This window comes from Vreelandella olivaria, from assembly GCF_023507745.1.
Classification (GTDB): Bacteria; Pseudomonadota; Gammaproteobacteria; order Pseudomonadales; family Halomonadaceae; genus Vreelandella; species Vreelandella olivaria_A.
On the sequence record NZ_JALPZO010000027.1, the window covers coordinates 1 to 938 of the forward strand.

Below are 938 nucleotides of genomic sequence, written 5' to 3' on the forward strand. Positions count from 1 at the left end.
GCATAGCCCGTGGGAGTGTAACGATTGGCGGCGGCAATGGATGTGACGTTCGTTTGGCTGCCAGTGCCACCGCCTACGGCACTGGACTGCTCGGTACTCTCTACATCCCAGTGACTATGGCTGATATTGCTGTCGAGAGCGACCCCCACCAGCCCGCCGACGGAATGGTTGCCCGTTACCTGCCCGGTAGCGTAGCTGGCGGCGATATCGCTGCTGTTGAGAGCGAGCCCCACCAGCCCGCCAACGTAATTGTTGCCCGTTACCTGCCCGGTAGCGTAGCTGGCGGCGATATCGCTGCTGTTGAGAGCGTCCCCCACCAGCCCGCCAACGTTATTGTTGCCCGTTACCTGCCCGGTGGCGTAGCTGGCGGCGATATTGCTGTCGTTAGCGCGCCCCACCAGCCCGCCAACGAAAGTCCCGCCCGTTACCTGCCCGGTAGCGTAGCTGGCGGCGATATCGCTGTCGATAGCGCGCCCCACCAGCCCGCCAGCAGTCCCAGTTCCGCCCGTTACCTGCCCGGTGGCGTAGCTGGCGGCGATATCGCTGCGGAAAGCGTCCCCCACCAGCCCGCCAACGAAAGTATCGCCCGTTACCTGCCCGGTAGCGTAGCTGGCGGCGATATCGCTGCCGAGAGCGTACCCCACCAGCCCGCCAACGTAATTGCGGCCCGTTATGTTGATCTCTCTAAGGCCGATACCGCGAAGCATCGCACTGTCTGTGGCGCCGAACAGACCTATGTCGTCTTGAGTGGGTCGGTTAACAGTCAAGCCGGTAATGACATGCCCCAGGCCATCAAAGGTACCCTCAAAACGACTCGTCCAAGAGCCGATAGGATTGAATCCCTCGCCATTATTCCAATTGGCCGTAGCGGTAGCATCGATGTGGGCACCCAGAGCATAGTGGCCACTCAGGTTGCCATTGATGCCCTGCAGGTCTTG

At 61.6% G+C, this 938-nt stretch carries 1 protein-coding gene; it reads right to left on the reverse strand.

The annotated features are described in order from the left end of the window. Positions 1 to 938, reverse strand: a 938-nt coding sequence (locus HP566_RS02070) for a GLUG motif-containing protein (protein WP_284041274.1), incomplete at both ends; no start/stop codon positions are given.